The sequence below is a fragment of the Microcoleus sp. T3_A4 genome (assembly GCF_036700465.1).
GTDB lineage: Bacteria > Cyanobacteriota > Cyanobacteriia > Cyanobacteriales > Microcoleaceae > Microcoleus.
Window position 1 is genome coordinate 34,712 of the sequence record NZ_JAUBOY010000022.1, and the last position, 17,764, is coordinate 52,475.

Consider the following 17,764-nt stretch of genomic DNA (forward strand, 5'->3'; position numbering starts at 1 on the left):
AGCAACAACATAAAATAAGCAAGTTGGGAACCCAAGTGTCTGCTCTCATTGATGACTCTGTTAATCGCCAGCGCTCCCCCAAGCACACTGGCGAAGCCGATGAGCCAAAAACTGCTAGTAAATCCTACAAAAGTAAAGCTTATCGCTGGAATCGCGAAAAATACTCCCGGAAGCGGCGCTTCTTCGACATTTGGGCCTTTGTTTTGCTCTGGCTGGCTTCGCTGTGGCTCGACAGCAAAAATTGGAGCTACTGGGGAGGCGTGACTGAAGAAAAGAAAGTTGCCAGACGGCGCTTTCAAGCTATCTGGGTTCGAGAAACACTCTTGGATTTGGGGCCAACTTTCATTAAAGTTGGGCAGTTATTTTCTACCCGCGCCGATTTGTTCCCGGCAGAGTTTGTCGAGGAACTTTCTAAGCTGCAAGATAAAGTGCCTGCTTTTAGCTACGAGCAGTTAGAAGTAATTGTCGAGCAAGATTTGGGCAAGACAGTTCAAGAACTCTACCGCAGCTTTGACCCGGTGCCTTTGGCCGCTGCCAGTCTGGGTCAGGTACACAAAGCTCAACTGCATTCGGGCCCGGAAGTGGTGGTTAAGGTGCAGCGACCGGGACTGCGGAAGCTGTTCGAGATCGATTTGCAAATTCTTAAGGGAATTGCCCGATACTTTCAAAACCATCCTAAGTGGGGCCGCGGCCGAGATTGGATGGGAATTTATGAGGAATGCTGTCGCATTCTGTGGCTGGAAATTGACTATCTCCATGAAGGCCGCAATGCTGATACTTTTCGGCGCAATTTTAGCAACTGCGACTGGGTGCGGGTGCCGAGGGTTTATTGGCGGTACGCGGCTCCGCGAGTGCTGACTTTGGAATACCTGCCGGGGATTAAAATCAGCCACTACGAAGCTTTGGAAGCGGCCGGTATCGATCGTAAATTAATCGCTCAGTTGGGGGCAAAAGCTTATTTGCGCCAGTTGCTCAACGACGGCTTTTTCCACGCAGACCCACACCCCGGCAACATCGCTGTTAGTGCTGACGGTTGTCTGATTTTCTACGATTTTGGCATGATGGGGCAAATCCAGTCCAACGTCCGCGAAGGACTGATGGAGACGCTTTACGGCATTGCTTCCAAGGATGGACAGCGGATTATGGATTCTCTGATCAATTTGGGAGCTTTGGTGCCGACGGGTGATATGAGTCCGGTGCGCCGCAGCATCCAGTATATGCTGGACAACTTCATGGACAAGCCTTTTGAAAATCAGTCTGTGAGCGCGATTACCGACGACCTTTACGATATTGCCTACAACCAACCTTTTCGCTTCCCAGCTACTTTTACTTTTGTAATGCGAGCTTTTTCCACCATCGAAGGGGTGGGCCGAGGTTTAGATCCCGAGTTCAACTTTATGGAGGTGGCACAACCTTTTGCCATGCAGCTTATGACTAATGGAAATGGCCATGATACCAGTAGCAGCATTTTTAACGAAATCGGCCGTCAGGCGGCTCAGGTGAGTTCGAGTGCTTTGGGTTTGCCCCGCCGGATTGAGGAGACTATTGACAAACTCGAACAGGGAGATTTGCGGATTCGCGTCCGTTCTGCCGAAACAGAGCGCTTGCTTCGCCGCATGAGCAGCGCTCAAATGGGCACGAATTATGCTTTGCTGATGAGTGCTTTTACTTTGTCGGCGACAATTTTGTTTGTCAGCAATCAAGTCTGGCCGGCGGTCGCGGTTGCCGTGCTAGCTGCGGGTGCAGGGTTTGCTCTGCTGCGTTTGTTCAAGCGGATCGATCGTTTAGACAGGATGTCATAATTGTGCAATTTGGGATTTGAAATTTCAGGTTTGAGATTTCCCGCCAGCCAAAAGTTGACCTCGAATGTTAAGTTTTGGCTGGCTGACCACAGATTGCTGAAATTTACAATAATTACACGCTTTGATGCTAACAACCCTTTTGCTCCCTATTTTTATCGCCAGCTAAACCTCTGCTTTTTGGTAGAAATCCAGTTTTTTTTTGCAGGCGTCGCTTAATTTACTCGATTTACCGAAATTTTAAGACGGGATTACCATCATAGGATCTACAATATGAGGTCAAGGAAGCGCAGTTTTTCCAAAACTCACGATCGCAGGTGGCAGAAATTTAAAGTCCCCTTCGGGATTTAATTTTTGGCATAAAACATTGCACCACTTAAATTAAGCTTTTAACTTCGATGAGTCCAATCACCCAATCTATGAAACGCTCTTTCGCAGGTAAGACAGACACAGGGCTAGTTCGTTCCGTAAATCAGGATTCGTACTATATAGACTCTGATGGGCGATTTTTCATAGTGGCCGACGGAATGGGAGGACACGCCGGAGGTCAAGAAGCCAGCCGGATAGCGACTCAGGCGATTCAATCTTATTTGCTCGAACATTGGGAAGGGCCTGAAGATTCTCCGCTGTTGTTGGAAAAGGCTTTGTTGATTGCCAATCAAGCAATTTTGACGGATCAGCTCGACCACCCCGATCGCGCTGATATGGGGACTACGGCTGTGGTTTTGATGTTTAGGGATGAGGACAGACCTTGGTGCGCTAATATCGGCGACTCTCGCTTGTATCGACTGCACGGCTCTCGCTTGCAGCAGATTACTGAAGACCAGACTTGGGTGGCTCAGGCTGTTAAAAGAAAAGCCCTAACTCCCGATCAGGCTCGCAGTCATCCTTGGCGTCACGTTTTGTCCCAGTGTTTGGGTCGCGATGATGTGCGCGAGATAGATATTTTGCCGGTGGACGTGCAGCCTGGGGATCGCTTGCTGCTCTGCAGCGATGGCTTGACTGAGGAACTTTCCGATCCTTTGATAGCTTCGCCTCTGAAGTCGATTCGCGCCTGCGAGGGCGCTGCAAATGCTTTAATTCAAGCAGCTAAGGATAAAGGTGGACGCGATAATATTACTGTGGTGATCGTAACGATCGACCTCAAATAATATTCGATCGCCCGCTCCCACCCGACCATCTAAAATCGAAAAATTGAACAATCTAAAATCTAAAATCTAAAATTGAATGACCCGCGTTATCGGTTTGATCAGCGGCACGTCGGTGGATGGCATTGATGCTGCTTTGGTGGATGTGGTTGGTTCCCAAACAGACTTGAAAGTGCAATTGGTAGCCGGCAAGACTTTCCCTTATCCTGCTAATTTGCGATCGCAAATTCTCTCAGTTTGCAGTGGCTCAGCTTTATCAATGGCTGAACTAGCCGAATTAGATGATGCCATCGCCCAAGAATTTGCCACGGCGGCATTGACAATTCAAGCAGAATATGATATAGCCGAGTTAATCGGCTCTCACGGTCAAACCGTCTACCACCGACCTGCTGGGAAAGCCCAGAAACACAGCGCCGGTGGGTTAATGGGTTACAGCTTGCAACTGGGGCGGGGCGCGCTAATTGCGGAATTGACAGGAATTACTACTGTGAGTAACTTTCGATCTGCAGACATTGCTGCCGGGGGTCAAGGAGCACCCTTAGTGCCAATAGTTGATGCCTGCCTGCTGGCGGAACCCAATATCAGCCTCTGCATCCAAAATTTGGGTGGAATTGGCAATGTTACCTATCTTCCGGCCAGGGGAAAAGGGGAAGACAATGACGAGTCTGAGATTTTCAGTCTTGGGGATGGCATATCCGGCTGGGATACAGGCCCGGCGAATTCCCTGTTAGATTTGGCAGTGCAGCACTTCTCAGGCGGCACTAAGACTTGCGACGAAGGTGGAGCTTGGGCGGCATCGGGCACTCCCTGTCAAGCTTTAGTTGAGGATTGGCTCGCATCAGAGTTCTTCCGCCAAGCACCGCCGAAATCAACGGGGCGAGAGTTATTTGGTGTAGACTATTTTGACAGGTGTTTGGTCGAGGCCCAAGGTTACAACCTCAGTCCTGCTGACGTGCTGGCTACTCTGACAGAACTGACTGTTGCCTCGATCGTTCACAGTTACCAAACTTTCTTACCGGCTATGCCCGATCGAGTTTTACTATGCGGGGGCGGCAGCCACAATCTCTACTTAAAACGCCGATTGCAATCTCAATTGCATCCAGTACAAGTGTTGACTACTTCTGAGGCAGGCTTGAATGTAGATTTTAAAGAGGCGATCGCTTTCGCGGTTTTAGCCGCATGGCGGGTTCGGGGCATTCCCGGCAATCTGCCTCAAGTTACTGGTGCCCGGACATCGGTACTTTTAGGAGAAATTAACTCTTGTTGGCACAGTTGGGCGTGATAGCATAGAGTCTGAGGGACAACGGCTGTGCGTTGTTGCACCAGCATTGTAGCCAGCAGGAAAAGCATAGGAACAGCACTGTGGCTCACACGTTTTTAATGGAATCTGGCCAATGGACGCTCGAAGGAAGCTGGATTGAGCGCAATGGCGTGCCAATTACGGTTAAGGGCAAAACTTTAGTGAGCTGGAACCGAACAGATTGGTTCAGTATGGTGACCAAGCTCGTATTTCCTGGAGGCGATCGCGAAGAGATTATTTTGCAGTATCGAGGACACCTCAACAGCGATGAACGGCAGTATACTTTTGTACTCCAACACAGCGAACTCGCCCGCGTCGAGGGGGAAGGTTGGATTGCTCCCCAGTCGATCGTCCAGCGTTATTGGGTATTGGGAGACGAACGCCAGCGGCGGACGGGTTTTGATACCCTTCACCGGGTTGATGACAACCGCTACTACCAATCTAGCGGCATCATGTCTGGTCATTACTTGACGAGTACAATGGAGGCGACTCTGGAACGTCAGCCGGAATAACTCTTTCTAGAGTCCACAGTTGCCAGTTCTAGGGATTGATGTGAAAACTGAAGGTTTTGCTAGTCGGAGGTCGCGCTCAGATGTCCGACTAGGGCCATTGTTGTCAAACCTCATCCGCTGCAAATAAACACAAATATATTTAATTTGTTAAAAATTTTAGTTGGTTAAAAAATTAACACTTACTTATTATTAATAGTTATCCAATTTTCAAGTTGAGGCGCGATAAATTATCTTTGCACTCTCCAGTGGTGTCGAGCGACAAACTGCTGAGTTCGACTCCCCAATTCGAGTGAACTCCACAAAGAAACTTTCCAATTTTCCTCAAGTCTCTACACAGGTCTTCTAGCTTCTGCCTTCGAGTGACGCCCCATCACCCCCAACTCCTTTCCGCCTGAGGGAAGTGAGTAAGAGACGGAGGTCGCCGACTGCGACTCTTGGTTACTCAACACCTGGGTTAGGTTCTAAACCCCAGTGGTGTTTCAGAAAATGGCGGTACATGGTTTCTCGTAGCATCATTTGCTCGTAAAGCTTGACCAAAAACTCCTGAGCTTGTTCGCGGCTCATGTCACTTACCTGTGTTTTGAAGGAACACAGGCTAAATTGCTGTTCCAAAGACAATTCTGCTGGTTGGCTCATGACTTTGACTCCTCTGTAAGTAAAGGTGACTTAAAAGTGAACACCTGGATTAACCAGATTTGTAAGTTGTTTCAGCGATCGACCGTTGGTTTCGGGATGCCCGATTGCCCATTTGGCTTTCGTGTATATTACAAAAGGTAACAATCATTTGACAAAATTACCATCTGTCCTAAGAAATACCTTATTTAGGGATAGAGATGGGGAGATGTCTGCAAAAGTTCCTTCCGCAGGCATATACAAGTGTATCTACTTGTCAAGAGAAAAAAGGCTCAGTACGAACCAAAAGAATTGAAGCCGTTTATACCAAATCCGGCGGAGATTCTCAAAGGCGGGGGGAGAAGGGGAGATGAGGAGAGGGGGAGATGAGGAGAGGGGGAGATGAGGAGAGGGGGAGATGAGGAGAGGGGGAGATTGAAAGATGAGGATATCAGGAGAGGGGGAGATGAGGAGAGCGGAAGAGCGGGAGATGAGGAAATTGGGAAAATTTCTATTTCTCTATTTCTCTGTTCTCCCTTCTTCCTTCTTCCTTCTCCCTTCTTTCTTCTTCCGACGGACATCCGTTACATCCGTTACACAATCCGTTGCCGAACCTTATTCCTTGTCACTAATTCGAGACCCCGCCATCCTGCGGTGGAATGGCGATTCCGGGTCTTGAATTAGGAGCAGCGGGTGCAGGCGAAACAGGAGGAATACCCAAATTGGCCCCAGAGTTGTTAGGCTGCCCTGGAGCCGGGAGAGGAGATTGAAACTGATTTGGATTGAACTGCTGCTGCCCTGGAGCCGGGAGAGGAGATTGAAACTGATTTGGATTGAACTGTTGCTGCCCTGGAGGCACAGGAGAAGGAAGAGGTTGACCGGAATTGCCCATCGCAGGTGCCGCAGGAATGCCAGAATTGGGAAGCGAGGTATTGGGCAATGGGGAGGAAGCCGAACTAGGAAGAGTTGCCAGGGCAACTCGATCGCCCCCTACCTCTCTCAATTTGTCTAAAACCTCGACAACTTTGGCATATCTAGCATTTTGAGGAGCGTACAGTACCATCAACCCCGTAGGATTTTGGCTTTGGAAACTCTTTAAAACTCGATCGAGCTGTTGGTAATTAACAGGCAATTGATCGATATAAGTTTGCCCGAAATCGTCAATGCTGACAATCAGCATCTCTCGCATCTGCGTTTGTCCAGTCTTTGCTTTAGGCAAATCGACATTAATGGCTTGCTGGCGAGTCAGTTGCAAAGCCGCCAGCAGAAAAAACGTCAGAATGCAAAAGATCACGTCAATTAAAGGCACCAGCTCAATCCGTGCCTCTTCAGCAGGAGTATCTAGATTAATCTTCATCAGTTCTCAGGAGTTTTAATTATTAGAAGGTGAATCTTCAGCCGGATCGGAACCTTTCAATTTCGGCTCCCGATTCCGTTCTCCCGGTTCTTGAGAATTGAGAGAACGCCTGTTCAAACCATCGGAACCAAAAGAAGAATTGCTGTATTCTGCACCGGGTGCTCGACCCTTAGCATTAGCAGCAGGCCAGTATTGCCTGTAAAGCAATTCCAGTTCATTTCCCGCTTTGCGAAATATTTTTGCCTGGTTGAACAAAAAAGCTTGAAATATCCGATAAAACACCAAGGTAAAAATTGCTACTACCATCCCACTAGCAGTCGTGATCAGCGCCTCGCTAATCCCCAAAGTTACGCCTGTTGTTGCCGCCGTGCCGATGTCGCCCAGACGGATGGAACTGAGCGAGTTAATCAAGCCCAAAACTGTTCCCAGCAAGCCCAGCAAAGGCGCCAGAGCGATCGTAGCTTCTAAGATTTTGTCGCCGCGGCGCATCGAAGCCAACTCTTCATCGGCTGCTGCTTCGAGTGCGAGTCGAAATAAATCTGGTTCGGGATTGTAGAGTCGCAGAGGTGCAGAAAGAAATCGCCCGATCGGCTGTCGGTTAGCTTGTCTGGCAATCTCGTTAGCTGCCCCCCAATCGCTGCGAGCCGCTTCCAGAATGCGGTTAACTATCTGCTTTTCTTTGCTCAGAAGGCTTGCCCAAAACCACAAGCGCTCGATAATGGTACTCAAAGATAAAATCGATAACACCAACAGGGGCCACATGGCGGGGCCGCCTTTTTGAAACAGTTCTTGAATATTCACAATATTTTTGCTCCTGCAGTACCCGCTAACTTTTGCTTCTGTTCTACTTTTTTTAACAAATCTAAGGCCATTTAATTTTAGCGATTAATGTACTCAGGACTTACGCACTCGTGAGTAAAGAAAGCCGGTTTTGCGAACAGGGCCTTGGGGTGCAACGAAGTATTTTCGTCGAGGAAACCCGGTTTCTGGGTAAGTCTTGGTACTGTTTTCTAGTGCCTACGGGCGATGGGCGGCGACTTCCTCACAATTCCTCTAAGTCTTGACACATATCTTGGAGTGACTGGTGTTGAAGGCGGCGGGAAGAGCGGCGATATTTTTTAGTTTGCAACTTCGGTTCGTAATGCTGCGTACCATCCGACTTGGTTTGCTGCTTCAAACTCGATTCGGCGCTACTAGAGTTTTGCTCTTGTTGCTGGCGGACGATCGCCTCTTCGAGAAAATTCAAGTAATACTCATAGCGCTCCCAAGAGCCCCGCACGACACAGTTAGGTTCATCTCGGTGCGAACAGTCGCTAAACTGGCAGCTACCCAAAGCCAGCCTCTGGCGCGCTTCTGGGAAATATTCCGCTAACTCTGAGGGGTCGCATTCGAGAGCAGGCTGATTAAAGCCCGGAGTATCGGCCAAAAGTCCGCCACCGGGGAGTTCAAATAGTTCAACGTGGCGAGTCGTATGGCGCCCGCGGCCGAGTTTGCCAGAAACAGCGTTCACTCGGAGGTTCAGGGCCGGGATCAGTTGGTTGATCAAGCTGGACTTGCCAACCCCAGAAGGGCCACAAATTACCGTTATTTTTCCTTGCAGGTGGTCTTGAAGCAAGTTCGGCAACGGGCTATGTACGGGGTTTAACGGATGTAACGGCTTGACCGAATTTGGAACTTGGGGGTTGCCCTCATAACTCAGCAGAGATGGCTCTATTTTTTCCACTAACTCATGGAAAGCTGGTTCCGCTTTAAAAACTTCATTTTGACCATTAGCGGGGGCTTCCTGAACTCCTGCACCGCTGCGGACGCTAATAAACATTGGTTCGTAGCCCCAGCCTGAAAGTCGATCGCGCCACTGTTCCAACTCATCGGGCGTGACCAAATCGCATTTGTTCAGGCACAAACTCACCTCTAAACCTGTAGATTCGGCCTTGACTAAAAACCGAGTTAATGATGCGGGATCTAAGTCTGGTTCAGCAAGGGCAAAAACAAGGAGAATGCGATCGGCATTAGCTACAGGTGGGCGGTTGAGTTCTGTTTGGCGCGGGAATACTTCAGAAATTGCACCACGGCGATCAGTCCAGTCCGGTTCGTCTACCACCACCCGATCGCCCACCATCACCTGTTGGCCAATTTTTTTGAGTCGAGTGCGACGAGTGCACAGGAGAATCGGAGAATCAGCGAGGGGAGCTTTTTTCCCGTCAATGGAGACTTCGGGATCTAACCTCACTTGATAGAAGTTAGCCTGAACAGCAATTACAGTACCGACGATCGAGGGTGAATTCAGGCTCATCCTGCTTCCTTGTCTTCTGGGCGCTGCACTTTCATTGAAAAAAAGCCCGACTCCGGCTCATCCGCGACAAATTGCGTTTCCAGAATCTGGTACCCTTCCATTTTGAGACTATCGGGCACTTGTTCGATCGGCTCCCCAGCATCTAGCCACACTTCCAAAACTGCTCCCGGTGCCATTTGCTCCAAGCGCAGTTTAGTGCGGACAAAATTCAGAGGACACGGAGTACCCCGCAGATCGATTTTGGCATCTGGGGATTTGGGATTTTCAATTTTGGATCTTGAATTCATAATGTTTTTGGCAATCTCAAATCCTGAAAGCCTTAGTTTTTTAAACAAGTTGCCTGGAAACTGGAGAATCTAAAATTTTGTGTCCCATTGGACACAGAATATTATTCTTTCTGAAAAAAGTGAGCGCAATTGCGCTCACTTTTTTGAGCGCTGCTGAAACGCAATGCCCAGGAAGCGTCCCACCTGAGATTTTTGTGAGCAATTGCACACAATTTTTTGACAGATATTAAAACAAATGGCTGGGGAATCCTGAAACAGGAAAATTTGACACCAATTGGTGTCAAAAATTGCTTATTTCTGAAACAAATTGCCCAGAAATCCTTCTAAGCCACCTTTACCGGTACGATCGCCCTTCAGCTTAGCAAGCTGCATCAGCAATTCCCGTTCCTCGGCCGTCACCTTAGTCGGAATGTCAATCGACACGGTAATCAAATGATCGCCACGACTGACTGGATTTCCCAACCGAGGCACCCCTTTTTTCTCCAAAGTCAGAACAGTATTCGCCTGAGTTCCGCTAGGAATCAACAATTCCGTCGGCCCGTCTACGGTTTCAACTTCCAACCGGCACCCCAAAATTGCTTGCAAATAACTAATCTTAACTTCCGAGCTAACGTTAGTGCCGTCGCGCTTAAATAGCGGGTCTTCATTCACCGCCAAGAACACGTAAAGATCTCCAGGCGGCCCGCCCAGTTTGCCGGCATCCCCTTCATTGGAAACGCGCAAGCGAGTACCGTTGTCAACCCCAGCCGGAATTGTGATTTTAAGCTTTTTCATCACTTCTTTCTGGCCTCGGCCGCCGCAAGTTTCGCACTTATCCTCAATCACTTGCCCGGTGCCGTTGCAAGTAGGGCAAACTGAAACTTGAGTAAAGCTGCCGAAAGGAGTGCGGGTAGCGCGTCGGACTTGACCGCTGCCGGTACAAGTCGAGCAGGTTTGGGGTCGGGTTCCCGGTTTCGCGCCAGTCCCGGTGCAAGTCTCGCAGGTTTCTAGATGCTTGATGCGGAGTTCTTTTTCCCCACCAAACACTGCTTCCCGAAAATCCAGTCGCAAATCGAGGCGCAAATCGTCTCCGCGCACCGGTCCGCTGCGCCTGCGACCTTGCTGTTGTTGGCCACCGACGCCTCCCTGAAAGCCCTGAAAAAAGCTTTCAAAAATATCGGCAAAGCTGTCACCAAAGTCTTGGAACCCAGGTGCACCTGCACCGCTGACGCCTGCTTCGCCGAAACGATCGAAACGGGCGCGGGTTTCTGGTTCTGAGAGTACCTCGTAGGCGCGGTTAATTTCTTTAAACCGCTCCTCGGCACCGGATTCTTTGTTGACATCTGGATGGTACTTGCGAGCTAGGCGGCGGTAAGCACGCTTAATTTCTTCTTTGTCTGCGCTGCGAGAAACGCCTAATATTTCATAGTAATCACCGGCCATAGAGCTGCTTGCCTGGAGGTAAATAACAAAAAGTGTACGAAAAAGAAACGGGCTACCTTTCCTGAAACTACAGATTAAAAATCAAAAATTCTCATTGTTAATTTTTAACTTTTAATTTTTAGCTTTTCTGTTTTAAAGGAAAGGATTCATATCATCAACTTCTGGTTCGGGAACCTTCTGTTTTTGTTTTGACTGTGGACTTGGCTGTGGATTTGGCTGTGGATTCGACTGTCGTTTTGACTGTCGCTCCGGCTTTGGTTCCGGCTTTGGTTCCGGCTTTGGTTCCGGTTTTGATTCCGGCACCACCAGCAGCTCTTCTTTCAGCAAAATGCTGTCGTCGTCCGCTTTAACCTCTTCTGGTTCTGATGATTCTACTTCTGACATCATCTCGCTTTCAACAACAGCTCCTGACGGGGCTACCCCGCTGCGGGCTTGGTCGTAGACTGCTGTCCCCAGCGAGTATAGCAGTTGCTTGAAAGATTCGATTGCGGGCGTGAGTTCCTCGACTGTGATGTCGGGGTTAGTCATCGCTGCCCGTAAGGCTGCTGCGGCTGTTTCCGCTTCGGCCTTAAGCTCGTCGCTCAGCAGTTGCGCGTTGGTTTTTAAAGTTACACCACAATTATAGACGAGGGAGTCAGCTTGATTTTTGAGTTCGACGAGTAGAGCGCGCTTGATGTCCTCGTCGGCGTAAAGTTCGGCTTCTTGTCGCATCCGTTCGACTTCGGTTTCGCTCAATCCCCCTGTATTGGAAATTTGGATGCTTTGTTCTTTTCCGGTTCCCTTGTCTTCAGCAGCCACTTTGAGAATCCCGTTGGCATCGATTTCAAAGGTAACTTCGATTTGAGGTACGCCGCGGGGGGCTGGGGGAATGCCTTTGAGCAGGAATTTGCCGAGACTTTTATTGTCTTTAACCAATGCCCGCTCGCCTTGGAGTACGTGAATTTCTACCGAGGTTTGCCCGTCTGCCGCCGTGCTGTACATTTGCGATCGGCTGGTGGGAATAGTTGTATTGCGCTCGATAACTTTGGTGAATACCCCGCCCAAGGTTTCGAGTCCCAGGGAGAGCGGCGTCACATCGAGCAGCAGCAAGTCTTTGACTTCACCACCCAACACCCCGGCTTGAATTGCCGCGCCTACCGCTACAGCTTCGTCGGGATTGACCGATTTATCGGGAGAAACGCCCCCAAAATACTTGCTAATTGCCTTTTGAACTGCCGGAATCCGGGTTGAGCCTCCCACTAAAATAATTCTGTCTATGTCTTTGGGGGTCAAACTTGCGTCTTTGAGGGCTTGAGTCACCGGATCGATCGTCGCTTGCACCAAATGAGCCACCAGTTTTTCAAACTGAGCTTTGGAGAGTTCCATTTCCAAATGCTTCGGCCCTTTTTCGTCAGAAGAGATGAAAGGCAGATTGATTGAGGTGGATTCCCGGTTGGAGAGTTCGATTTTCGCTTTTTCGGCAGCTTCTCGGAGGCGCTGCAAAGCCATTTTGTCTTGTGAGAGGTCACTGCCTTCTTGAGTCCGGAAAGCTTCTACGAGCCACTGGACTATGCAGTCGTCAAAGTCATCTCCTCCCAGATGGTTGTTACCGGAGGTGGCGTTGACTTCAAAAATTCCGTCTCCCAGTTGCAGGATAGAAACGTCGAAAGTACCGCCGCCCAGGTCAAATACCAAGATTTTCTGTTCTATATTTTGCTTGTCGAGCCCGTAGGAAAGGGCTGCCGCCGTCGGTTCGTTGACGATCCGCAAGACTTCTAGGCCCGCGATCGTACCGGCGTCTTTAGTAGCTTGCCGTTGGGCGTCTGTGAAGTAGGCTGGCACTGTAATCACGGCTTGGGTAACAGTTTGTCCCAAATAAGCTTCAGCATCTTGCTTGAGCTTTTGGAGTACCATTGCCGAGATTTCTTGGGGAGTGTGAACCTTGTTCCGAATTTGGACGTTAACGGTATCGTCTTTGCCTTTTATACAGGTATAGGGAGTCCGCGCTCGTTCTTCTTCCGTGTCGTCCCACCGCCGTCCGATAAATCGTTTGATACTGTAGACAGTATTTACAGCATTAGTTACAGCTTGCCGCTTGGCTAGTTGACCTACTAAGCGATCGCCCGCCTTGCCGAATCCTACTATACTCGGAGTTGTACGGCCGCCCTCGGAATTGGCGATCACGACGGGTTTACCGCCCTCTAACACAGCTACGCAACTGTTAGTTGTGCCTAAGTCAATTCCAATAATTTTTCCCATAGCGCCTCATAAAACTTTGTGGGATGTTTGGAAATCTCCAACTACAGGTTGGGAGATGAAAAACGACTCAGCTTGTTTAAACAAGCATTCCCAGACTAGATTTGTAGGAAATAAACTTGATGTCCTAAAGCAGTATCAAAGACTGCTAAAAACATTTTTCAGAATTTTTGGATAAAGCGCTGACCTGCTTTTAGTCATCTTTAATTAAAAAGAAGTTGGTGAGTCGGCCACCTTGGACCCCCCGAATTCTATTCGGGGGTCAGTGACTTTGAGGAATGCAGTAGCTTATCTCCCGATTAACCTTCTGAACTATCGGGATTTTCATCTGAGGCTACCACAGATAGCCCAGCCGCTGCAACTTTCACTTTGGCGTGCCGCAAGACGCGATCGCCCAGAATGTAGCCGCGTTCTAGTTCTTGGATAATTGTTCCTTCCTCGTGTTCGTCAGTTGGCTCGCTCAGCAGAGCTTCGTGGAGGTTGGGGTCAAACTGTTCGCCTTCGGGGCGCATCGGAGAAACCCCGATTTGCTTGAGGCCGTCTACCATTTGCTTGTAAACGCTTTGGTAGCTTTTGTGAATGTTCATTTCGCCATCGGTTTGCGGCTTGATGTGCGATCGAGCGCGCTCGAAATTGTCAATTACCGGCAACAGGGGTTTGATCGTGAGACACCTTGCCTGTAAATCTAGCTCTTCTTTTTCCTTTTGGGTACGCCTGCGGAAGTTTTCAAAATCTGCTGCTAGGCGGAGATTTTGATTTTTCAGTTCTTCTAGTTGAGCGGATGCGGCTTGCAACTGAGTTTTTAAAGCCTCTTTTTCCTCGTTTGCCTGGGCCAGTTCCTTCTTCCAAGGCTCCGCCGCGTCTGCAGTCGGAATGCTGGTTGAACTGCCGGTGACGGTTGGCCCCGATGCGTTTGCTGGGGTGCGATCGCCCTGAGCACTTTGATAAGCTCGAGCAAGTTCGAGCTCCCAATCCGCCGATTCGTTCGAGTTTCCTGATGCCGCCGGATTTTCGCTTGCCATTGGCGAACCCTCTGGGGTGGTTTCCCCAGTTGAGTTAGGATCTTGATCTTGCTGTTTTTCCTCGTCCATCATAAAAAATATTCGGTAAGTGGGAAACTCAGAGTCTTTAGACCTGAGAGGAAAACGACTCGGCGGTTTCAACCGCCTTGAATCCCCTTTCGGGGTTAGAGGGGTATGGTTGCCCCTCCAATGGAGATACAGTTGTCTCCTTTCTCCCTTGCGGGGTAATGTTCGCCTCGACCTGGTTATAAAGGCTTGTTAGACCTGCAACACTGTTTCAGTGACTTTAAAACTGTTTAATTGCAGATGACAGAGCGGAAAACTGGCGTCGCACTCTCCGGTGTCGTGACCTGAATAACGTCTCCTCCTGAGAGGGGTCTGGTCAGAACAGCTTGTAATTTCTTACAAGCTCAGTGGCTTTAGCCCTGAGTTCCTGACAAAAGCTGCGCGACAGAACCCTATCAATTCTAGCAGATACAGTTAACCCGGTAAATCTAGAGGACTGGAATTTACTATGTATGGCACAATGTGAAAAGAGGAAAACTCGCCAGCTCTGGAGACATTGCTCAAAGCTTTCCATAAAATATTCAAAGACCCGTTTAGATATTTACGTATAATATGGCAGCAATGGAGGCAACCCAACGTTTGTTGGTTCCTCATTTTTCATTAACGCGATCGCCTTTGCCACAATTTTTATAAGTATATTTTGCTGTTAAGTCTACTACAATATTTCCCACCTAGGAGGCTTGATGTTTCAAGGTTTGCTTAAACGATACTGACTTAAATTATCATCGATCAGGCTGTTTTAGTTGCAAGCTGATGCTGGCATTTATTACCATTTGCTGAGTTTTCCAAGTCAGGAGAAAAAGGAATTTGTATTGAGTGAGTAAGTAGTTAACTGTGTGCTTGTGTAACTCAGATACTAGGTTGTTAATCTTGATGCGAATTGGGGCTGTGGTTTTTCTGATTCGATACCGCCGAAGTCGCTTGAAATCTCGAATTTTGGCCAGTCAAATGATAGACATTAGCTGGTGTGGCGGAGGTGCTCATCTTTAAGTACGATTGATATCTAGTTTGCCTCTTCCCAAGATTTTGGAACCGTCAAGCTTACGTCATAAAGGTTCGGACACCAGGGTAGAATCAAAGTAATATTTACTGACCCAAAACTAGAGTAGCTCAAAATTTGCCCTGGGAACTCATGCAGCCGACGATCGGGCAGTGACCGATCGCAGATAATTAATCAAAATATATTTCACAAGGGCGATCGAGGCTTTCGTAAAAGCTATCATCACAGAACATAGCTCATCTTTAATTTAGTACAGCTAACCGCGCCACCACGGACGGTGTAATTTGAGCAAACAATTTGGGAAAATAGAATTAGCCTGGGAAGGGGGCACACCCCGCCCCGCTTTTCTCTCCCGGTACGGGGAATCCCCAAGTGATGTGCCCTGACGCTATAACGAGAGTATCCCGCAAGTTAATCAAATAAGTAAGCAACTTAGCACTCAACGAACAAGATTTGATGGCAAGCATCGGCAAACCCCTCCAATGTCTCGTCAATTTGTGGACGAAGCTTAGAGGTGACTACGAGCTTACACTTGAGAGATAGGGATTGAGCAACAACATGATAGCTGATCCATAAGCAAAGAATACGGGGGTTAAAACCCCGCGTTGGTTTTCCTCTCAGCACTCTTTGTGACTGAGTTTCCCACCTATTGAGTGTTTTTTATGACTAGCACATCCGCGCCTCGATCCACATCGATAGTTGCTCTAAGCGTTTTTACTCCGGCTCTCACCAAGATGATTCAGTCGGGTTACGTCAACGGCGAGCAAGTCAAGCAAGCTCAAATTGAAAGCCAGAAGTCGGGCAAGCGTTTGACGGAGGTATTAGAAGCACTTACCGGGCAGCCGTTACCCCCAGAATTGCTGCGACTTTACAAGAAGCAGCAGATGTTTGAACGGAAGATAGTCTACGGGGTTGAAGCATTTGACCCGGAGATGAGCGAAATGTCTAACGAGCAACTGGGACTTATGCTCGAGACGTTGAAGATTTCGCTCGACATTTGTCACCAAGGTCGGTTTTTACCCGTAGCGAAGACGGAAACTGAGCCGGCGGCGGTTTTAGTGGCAATGGTAGATCCCGACAACCTCAACGCCATAGAAGATTTGCGGCGGATTTTACAGCCTCATGGCTTGGCTTTGCAGCGGCGAGTGATTACGCCGGACGACTACCAGGACATTACTTCTGCTTACCAAGACGAACAAGTTAAGAGGGAAGCTAAAAAAGCTGAAATCGAAAAACAGAGAAAGATGGATTTAGGGGAGGGAGATTTTGGCGAGCTCTCCCTAGAAGAGGAGAGTAGCGACCAAGAAGACCTCGCTAACACATTGGACGATGCTGAGGCGGCTCCCGTAATTAAGGCGGTCAATATCATTTTGGCTAAAGCTTTGTCGGAAAAGGTGTCTGACATCCACGTAGAACCTCAAGAAGAGTTCATGCGGATTCGGATGCGGAAAGACGGGGTGCTGCAAGAGTATTTCCGGTTTCCCAAGCAGGTAGTCGCATCGATTACCGCTCGTTTCAAGATTATTGCCAACCTGGATATTGCCGAACGCCGACAAGCTCAAGACGGCCGCATCCGCCGGGTATTTGAGGGACGCACGGTGGATTTCCGGGTGAATAGCTTGCCTTCCCGGTACGGCGAAAAAATCGTGCTGCGGATTTTGGACAGTTCCAGCACTCAGTTGGGTTTGGGTTTGTTAATCTCCGACGAAGAAACTCTGGCTTTAGTGCGAGAGAGTGCTAGCCGTCCGTTCGGACTGATTTTGGTGACGGGGCCGACGGGTTCGGGCAAGTCAACTACTCTGTACTCGATTCTGGCGGAACGGAACGATCCGGGGGTTAATATCAGTACGGCGGAAGACCCGATCGAATATGCTTTGCCAGGAATTACCCAATGTCAAGTAATTCGGGAAAAAGACTTGACTTTTTCCAACATTCTGCGGGCATTTTTGCGGCAAGACCCTGACGTGATGCTGGTGGGGGAAACGCGGGACAAGGAAACGGCCAAAACTGCTCTGGAAGCTGCTTTGACGGGACACTTGGTGCTGACGACGCTGCACACGAACGACGCGGCGGGGGCAGTGGCGCGTTTGGCAGAAATGGGCGTAGAACCGTTCATGGTTTCGGCCGCTCTGTTGGGCGTGTTGGCTCAGCGTCTGATGCGGCGCGTTTGCGACAAATGCTGCATTCCTTACCAGCCTACTGCTGCAGAACTCGGCAAGTACGGTCTGTCGGCTTCTCAAGAAATTGATCTGACTGTTTACAAAGCCAACGTTGTACCCGTGGAGGAAAGGAAGGAACTCGCAGAACGCGAGCAACTTTGTCGGAAGTGCGCCGGCCTAGGCTACAAAGGACGGGTAGGGGTTTACGAATTCCTGAAAAATACTGAGCGGCTTCAAACTCTGATCACTCAAGGAGCTCCCACAGAGCAAATTAAGGAAGCAGCAGTAGAAGAAGGGATGAAAACGCTGTTGGCTTACAGCTTGCAATTGGTGCGGGAAGGCGCGACTACCTTTGAAGAAGTCGAGCGTGTGACGTTTACTGACTCGGGGCTGGAGGCGGAAATGAAAGCCAAACGCAAGCAGGGACTTACCTGCAAAACTTGTCAGGCGGAATTGAAGCCGGAGATGCTGGATTGTCCGTACTGCTTGACCCCACGCTTTTTGGATTGATTCAGCAGCAGTTAACTGTTGACTATTAACTGTTGACTGTTA

13 protein-coding genes are annotated in these 17,764 nt (G+C 49.1%); 5 read left to right on the forward strand and 8 right to left on the reverse strand.

Features of this window, described 5'->3' with window-relative positions; all coding sequences use genetic code 11:
* Window positions 1-35 precede the first annotated feature (35 nt).
* The 4 genes from QUA07_RS14045 to QUA07_RS14060 all read left to right on the forward strand — a co-directional run bounded on the left by QUA07_RS14045 (window position 36) and on the right by QUA07_RS14060 (window position 4,759).
* The gene (locus QUA07_RS14045; protein ID WP_333326082.1) at window positions 36-1,802 is read left to right on the forward strand and encodes an AarF/ABC1/UbiB kinase family protein; all 1,767 of its coding nucleotides are present in this window, start codon (window positions 36-38) and stop codon (window positions 1,800-1,802) included.
* A gap of 416 nt (window positions 1,803-2,218) precedes the next feature.
* Window positions 2,219-2,950, forward strand: coding sequence for a protein phosphatase 2C domain-containing protein (locus QUA07_RS14050; protein WP_333326084.1), 732 nt, complete (start codon window positions 2,219-2,221; stop codon window positions 2,948-2,950).
* 76 nt (window positions 2,951-3,026) lie between these two features.
* Window positions 3,027-4,229 carry an anhydro-N-acetylmuramic acid kinase gene (locus QUA07_RS14055; RefSeq protein WP_333326086.1) on the forward strand — a complete coding sequence of 401 codons (1,203 nt, stop codon included), beginning with the start codon at window positions 3,027-3,029 and terminating at the stop codon, window positions 4,227-4,229.
* Between the two features lie 80 nt (window positions 4,230-4,309).
* A complete protein-coding gene (locus tag QUA07_RS14060) occupies window positions 4,310-4,759 on the forward strand; it encodes a hypothetical protein (protein WP_333042233.1) in 450 nt (149 codons plus the stop codon).
* A gap of 438 nt (window positions 4,760-5,197) precedes the next feature.
* On the opposite strand, the gene QUA07_RS14065 is transcribed toward QUA07_RS14060, so the two are convergent.
* From QUA07_RS14065 to grpE, 8 genes are all read right to left on the reverse strand, one after another.
* Window positions 5,198-5,395: an NblA/ycf18 family protein gene (locus tag QUA07_RS14065; protein WP_006635253.1), complete on the reverse strand. Its 198-nt coding sequence runs from the start codon at window positions 5,393-5,395 to the stop codon at window positions 5,198-5,200.
* Between the two features lie 604 nt (window positions 5,396-5,999).
* Complete coding sequence (locus QUA07_RS14070; protein WP_333326088.1) at window positions 6,000-6,728, reverse strand: biopolymer transporter ExbD; 729 nt, start codon at window positions 6,726-6,728, stop codon at window positions 6,000-6,002.
* A gap of 15 nt (window positions 6,729-6,743) precedes the next feature.
* Window positions 6,744-7,529: a MotA/TolQ/ExbB proton channel family protein gene (locus QUA07_RS14075; protein WP_333326090.1), complete on the reverse strand. Its 786-nt coding sequence runs from the start codon at window positions 7,527-7,529 to the stop codon at window positions 6,744-6,746.
* Window positions 7,530-7,770: 241 nt separating this feature from the next.
* The gene (gene rsgA / locus QUA07_RS14080; RefSeq protein WP_333326092.1) at window positions 7,771-9,021 is read right to left on the reverse strand and encodes a ribosome small subunit-dependent GTPase A; all 1,251 of its coding nucleotides are present in this window, start codon (window positions 9,019-9,021) and stop codon (window positions 7,771-7,773) included.
* Window positions 9,018-9,308, reverse strand: a complete 291-nt coding sequence (locus tag QUA07_RS14085) for a sulfurtransferase TusA family protein (protein ID WP_333326093.1) — start codon at window positions 9,306-9,308, stop codon at window positions 9,018-9,020. Before QUA07_RS14085 ends, rsgA begins: the two co-directional genes overlap by 4 nt.
* Before the next feature lie 291 nt (window positions 9,309-9,599).
* Window positions 9,600-10,730 (reverse strand): molecular chaperone DnaJ, encoded by a 1,131-nt coding sequence (dnaJ, locus tag QUA07_RS14090; RefSeq protein ID WP_333224957.1) that lies wholly within the window; start codon window positions 10,728-10,730, stop codon window positions 9,600-9,602.
* 132 nt (window positions 10,731-10,862) lie between these two features.
* A complete protein-coding gene (gene dnaK, locus QUA07_RS14095) occupies window positions 10,863-12,968 on the reverse strand; it encodes a molecular chaperone DnaK (protein WP_333326095.1) in 2,106 nt (701 codons plus the stop codon).
* 296 nt (window positions 12,969-13,264) lie between these two features.
* Window positions 13,265-14,059, reverse strand: a complete 795-nt coding sequence (gene grpE, locus QUA07_RS14100) for a nucleotide exchange factor GrpE (protein WP_333326097.1) — start codon at window positions 14,057-14,059, stop codon at window positions 13,265-13,267.
* A 1,656-nt stretch (window positions 14,060-15,715) separates the two neighbouring features.
* On the opposite strand from grpE, the gene QUA07_RS14105 reads away from it, so the two are divergent.
* On the forward strand, window positions 15,716-17,722 hold the full coding sequence (locus tag QUA07_RS14105; protein WP_333326099.1) for a GspE/PulE family protein: 2,007 nt from the start codon (window positions 15,716-15,718) through the stop codon (window positions 17,720-17,722).
* The last annotated feature ends 42 nt before the right edge of the window (window positions 17,723-17,764 follow it).